Here is a 4,986-nt window from a genome sequence, read left to right as displayed (position 1 = left end):
CCAACACCGTTTTTCAGCGTGTTGAAAAACTCAAATCAGGCGCAGTTTCAAAGCGACTACCACTGAAACCACTTGGAACTTACAACGCCGCAGAAAACTGGCTAAAAGCACCAAAAAGACCTTTTGGAAAGACAATGCCACAAAGCTGACTTTCAACGAGTACATTTGCATCTGAAATGGCAAAACAAAACCACAACATTAACAACCAAACGAAACTTCAGCAAACCACACCAAGGCAAAAATCGTGCAAAGTTACACAATTCATTAGCCTTAAACTTTCTGCTTTAGCTGCGTTTTTACCACTGGCAACTAACGCCCTGTTAAGGTGTGAGCCACGCAATACCGATGCCGCCGCAAACCACCTTAAACACAAAACGTAACGCATAGTAAAAATGCCACGCGTTGCGAATCACTCTTAAACAGATTGTTAGAAGCCTAGTCAATTGGTGGTATAAACTTTTCTTTTTCAAGAGTTTGTATTAGCCCTCGCATTAAGAAATTGTTCATAAAATTAACGTAATAAGTCCGTCCATTCTCTTTTAATGGGCGAATAAAACCAGAATCTTTCATTTTCTTAACTTGATGTGTGCGCTGCCGTGGCGATAGTTCAGTCAAAATTATGTCTAGATCAGATGCTTGAAACTTTTGTCGCTTTATTCCAACTTTAAGTATTTCAGATTCTATTTTATTCAAATAGCCTCGATCCACTCCATGCTCTATGGTTGGGATTAAAATAGATTTAGATAAATAATCAAAATCTAATAGTTGATTGACTTTCTTCACTTCACCAAGAATTCCAGAAAGCACGTAGTCACACCAACCTAATAAAGACTCATCAGTTCCCTTATCAGCTTCGGTTAAATGCGCATAATATTCTTCTCTATCATTGCAAAATACTGCAGTAGGGTTAATTAACTTACCTTCTTTTACATTAAAGCCATATTTAATCAGTAAAGCATAAGTTAACAGCCTGACCACTCGACCGTTCCCATTCCCAAATGGGTGAATCCATGTAAATCTGTGATGAACTAGAGCTGTTTTTAACAAGTCATATTTACTAGAGTCAGGACGATTTATAAACTCTACTAGTTCGTCCATATAACTCTGAACATTAACCCAATCAGGTGGTAAATGTGTCGATTGAGAAATTTGAACGCCGACTTGTCGGTATTGACCGGGAGTTCTGTCCCCTTCGTCTGTCAAACCGCTAACAGCAAGCTCATGTAGTTGTCGAATGAAATAGTTTGTAATCTCTGTACCTTCCTCGATACTTTCTTCAATAAAAGTCATTGCCTCTTCAACATTAGCAATTTCTGAAAATCGTTCGGAAGACCTTTCTTTACTATCAATTTTTTGTTCTACATATTCTGAGATAGTCGTTCTGTTCCCTTCAATTCGTGCTGAGCCCACACTCTCTAAAAGGTGAAAAATTTCTTTTAATTGAAAGAATATCCAAGGTGCAGTTGTCCCGCTTAACCTTAACTTTCTCAGGTGATCTAATTCAATTAAAGTATCGGTTAGATCCATTTCAAAACTCGGACTAACTAATCTTAAATCAAAATCTTCAAATCTTGGTTCAGCCATAAAAACAACAACTCCACGTAAAAAACATAACTCATTGTATTTAAATAAAAATTAAAATACGAGAAAATAAGATTTTTACATTATAGCTGATTCCACATCTACACTAAAGCTTTGTGGCTTCTAACGCCCAATTAAGGGGTGAGCAACGCTACCACCCAACCTAAGGCATTGTACCGTAAACACTAAAATTGAAGTAGAAGCAAAAATGCCAAGCGTTGGGAATCCCTCTTAAATTGTTTGTTATGTGAATTTATTCTTGCATCGGTAATTCAATTATCCTGCGAATAGAAGCTACGTCTATTTCAACTTGCTCAAAAATGGCCTGCATCTCTTTGAATGTTTCACAAACTAGGTCGTAACGAGCGGGCTCTTGAGCGTCATAAATGTTCTGCATATTTTCTTCGTCAGTATGCGCAAAGCCGTGGACTGCGTAGCCATCCAACCCTGCTTGCTTAAAGTAAGGCAATGCTTTTTGATACCAGAGCTCATAAAGTTCAGCTAGTTTACTGCTAACGTATAACTTCTCTGACTCAATTAGTGTCTTACATTGCTCAAAATACCTGTAGTACGTTTCAGTAGATTCTGGCTCATCCGCTAGCGGGCTTTCGTTCATAAAACGGAAAAACTTCTGATTAAGTAAAAGTAATTCGGTATACACCTTTACCTTACGCTCAAAGTTCATTTCATAGGTAGACTTTGATATTTGGTGGTAATGATCTCGCTTTTGAAGCTCAACTTGTAACTCTCGCTCCATGCTCTTTAAGTTTGCAAGATTTGAGTCTTTAAGCTGCTGTAATTCTTTGTCCATTCGCAGCTTTTCTTGGTTCAGAATGCGTTTTGACCAAAGACTACCAAGCCAACTAGACAAACCTATTACTACAACACTCGCACCACCAAGAACACTAACGATGTTCTCTATAACTAATTGACTCATCTGCATAAAACTACCGTAAATTTGAAAGTATGGTGATTCACATAACGCCCGGCTAAGGGGTTGACAACGCACCGCCGAACTCAAAAAACACACCGTAAACACTGAACTGCAATTTTGCACTAAAGTCGCCAAGCGTTGGCAATCCCTCTTGAGCCGTTTGTTATGCAAATTCAATGAGATAAACCGACTTTACACGACCAAAAGCCACAATTGCAATGGTTGAGTGATTCAAGAATCAACCCAAGCCAGAGCCGTGATAAATAAGCCGCCAAAACAAAGCCCACCTTTCAACAACAAACCAAGCTTTTGAATGAGACAAACTCAACAAGCAAGATTTTCAGCAAGTACAAAATACTCGATAAACTTGCCCTTTCCACACTTTGCGCCCGCTGAATTGGCAACAAACCAGCACCAAAACTCATTGAGGCAAACAAAGAACCTTGCCTGTTTTACGGTTTGAGTGAACCACGAATCTGAGGGTAAAAGTGCTCATTTGCCGACAACACAAAACGGATGGCCAGAGAAATCTAAAAAGATTGAACCCCTAAATTTACCTGAGTTGCATAACGCCGCGTTAAGGTGTGAGTAACGCAATACTGGAGCCTCAGTATTGCGCCTTAAACACTAAAAGTTCACGCATAGTAAAAATGCTGTGCGTTACGAATCACTCTTAAATGCCTTGTTATGTTTTATGTGTGCGAAAACTTTCCTTAATTGATTCATTGCCTCTTCAGGGTTATATCTATAATCAGCGTATAACAAATTTTCGATAAACTTAGATAAAGGCTCATTATCAACCACAACAGGCAATATCTTTTTATTGAGATTGAACGCTTTTCTTAACTCTTTTCTAGACCACTCTGATGTAGCGCTCGAACTAGAGTGTACATAAATTATGTAATCACTTTCTTCCACTAAAGAACTTATTTTCTTATCAATATCATCGCCAACCATCAACTCATGTTTGTCAATAAGAATATCAACATTTATATCATTCAATGCTTGGCATATTTCTTTTACAACCGCTTCATCTTGAGGTGAATATGAAATAAAAACTTTAGGTTTTTTAAACGCAGTTCTAATTTTTGCGTATAGATAAACAACAACACCACCAATAAATGCACCTGAAAAACCAACTGCAAACTTCAAAACCTCAAAATTACCAGACTCTGATAACAAAAACATCAATGACAAAAGACCAGCAGTAACTGGAATAACTAGACCAGATATTCTATAAATTTCTTTAAATAATGGCTTTTTCATAACTAAATCCAGTTAACAACAAATAACAACACCGCTAAACCAAATACATCTGGAACGACAATACCCCAAAATATTTTCAGCTTATCATCACTTTCCCAGCCTCGTTTACGAACTATAGTAGAGACACTCCAAATACCGATAATAAACGCCATCAAAATCCAAGGCACTGAGGCAAGTTTTTCAACCACGTCAACTGGAGGATTTGTGGGCGGAAGACTAGCCGTTAATTGAGAGCTTCCAGTAATAAATATAAGTAGAGCAGTAACAGCAAGATCTAAACCCACAGCAACGTCTTCTTTTTTAAATCCAGAATGTCGATCATTTCGTGTAACATACTTGATAAATATAGAAAGCCCTACAGTTACCAATGGCACACCAAATTGTAGAAAATATGGACTTCCAAGCAAATTCACATAACAACCTTACTTCTAACTAAAATTGATAGTAACCACATAAAAACACTAGCATTATACTCACATGGAATTAAAAATAAAACATAACGCCGCGTTAAGGGGTGAGCAACGCGACTACCAACTCACCGCATTGCACTAAAAACCAATAAAATCAACGCATAACGAAAATGCTACGCGTTGCGAATCCCTCTTGAACGCTTTGTTATGTGATTTTGCGCTTGAGCTCCATTTCTTGCTCTTTGAACAATACATAATTACTAGCTTTTCTACTTTTCGCCGCCGTAAACCATTGAATCCCCGTTTCATCTAAGTGATTAAATTCCAAACGAAACTCGTATTTATTACTGCTAACAAAACCCAAAAAAGCACCGAACAAAAATGCTACCAATGGCAAAAAAGACGCAAAAGCTAATCCATATTCCTGATGTTCTGATGGGATAAAGATAAAAAGTAAACTCGATGAAATTGCACCCAAAAGGAGCATTCTCAAAAGATGGTCTTTGAACGTCAAAACTTTTACTTCAACACCAACAATTCGGCTTAAATCATAAGCATCTGAATTTACTTTCAATTGATTATTTGATTGTTGAATTACCACTGAATTAGCCATTTAATTCTCCTTTCTGTAGCTGAATTTACAATATCACATAACGCCGCGTTAAGTAGTGAGCAACATCGCCACCTAACCTAAACCATTGTGCCGTAAACACTAAATTCAAAGCAAACTGAAAATGCCTAGCGTTGCGAATCTGCCTTAAACGCTTTGTTAGTTGCCATTCTAAACCTTTGATT

At 37.6% G+C, this 4,986-nt stretch carries 5 protein-coding genes; all 5 read right to left on the bottom strand.

Going from position 1 to position 4,986, the window contains the following annotated elements:
• Positions 1–435: 435 nt before the first annotated feature.
• The gene (locus CDZ87_RS16400; RefSeq protein ID WP_100754486.1) at positions 436–1,584 is read right to left on the bottom strand and encodes a Fic family protein; all 1,149 of its coding nucleotides are present in this window, start codon (positions 1,582–1,584) and stop codon (positions 436–438) included.
• Positions 1,585–1,834: 250 nt separating this feature from the next.
• Positions 1,835–2,524 carry a hypothetical protein gene (locus CDZ87_RS16395; RefSeq protein WP_157806488.1) on the bottom strand — a complete coding sequence of 230 codons (690 nt, stop codon included), beginning with the start codon at positions 2,522–2,524 and terminating at the stop codon, positions 1,835–1,837.
• 651 nt (positions 2,525–3,175) lie between these two features.
• Complete coding sequence (locus CDZ87_RS16385; RefSeq protein WP_100754484.1) at positions 3,176–3,781, bottom strand: toll/interleukin-1 receptor domain-containing protein; 606 nt, start codon at positions 3,779–3,781, stop codon at positions 3,176–3,178.
• A gap of 2 nt (positions 3,782–3,783) precedes the next feature.
• A complete protein-coding gene (locus CDZ87_RS16380) occupies positions 3,784–4,194 on the bottom strand; it encodes a hypothetical protein (RefSeq protein ID WP_100754483.1) in 411 nt (136 codons plus the stop codon).
• Between the two features lie 202 nt (positions 4,195–4,396).
• The gene (locus CDZ87_RS16375; protein ID WP_172953600.1) at positions 4,397–4,804 is read right to left on the bottom strand and encodes a hypothetical protein; all 408 of its coding nucleotides are present in this window, start codon (positions 4,802–4,804) and stop codon (positions 4,397–4,399) included.
• Positions 4,805–4,986 lie beyond the last annotated feature (182 nt).

Source organism: Vibrio salilacus (assembly GCF_002811245.1).
In the GTDB taxonomy this organism is placed as follows: Bacteria; Pseudomonadota; Gammaproteobacteria; order Enterobacterales; family Vibrionaceae; genus Vibrio; species Vibrio salilacus.
This window is presented reverse-complemented; position numbering and strand designations above follow the sequence as displayed.

Bases quoted from the DNA above. Each gene is read 5' to 3' on its own strand.
- CDZ87_RS16400 (WP_100754486.1), bottom strand. From the start codon at position 1,584: ATGGCTGAACCAAGATTTGAAGATTTTGATTTAAGATTAGTTAGTCCG.
- CDZ87_RS16395 (WP_157806488.1), bottom strand. From the start codon at position 2,524: ATGCAGATGAGTCAATTAGTTATAGAGAACATCGTTAGTGTTCTTGGT.
- CDZ87_RS16385 (WP_100754484.1), bottom strand. From the start codon at position 3,781: ATGAAAAAGCCATTATTTAAAGAAATTTATAGAATATCTGGTCTAGTT.
- CDZ87_RS16375 (WP_172953600.1), bottom strand. From the start codon at position 4,804: ATGGCTAATTCAGTGGTAATTCAACAATCAAATAATCAATTGAAAGTA.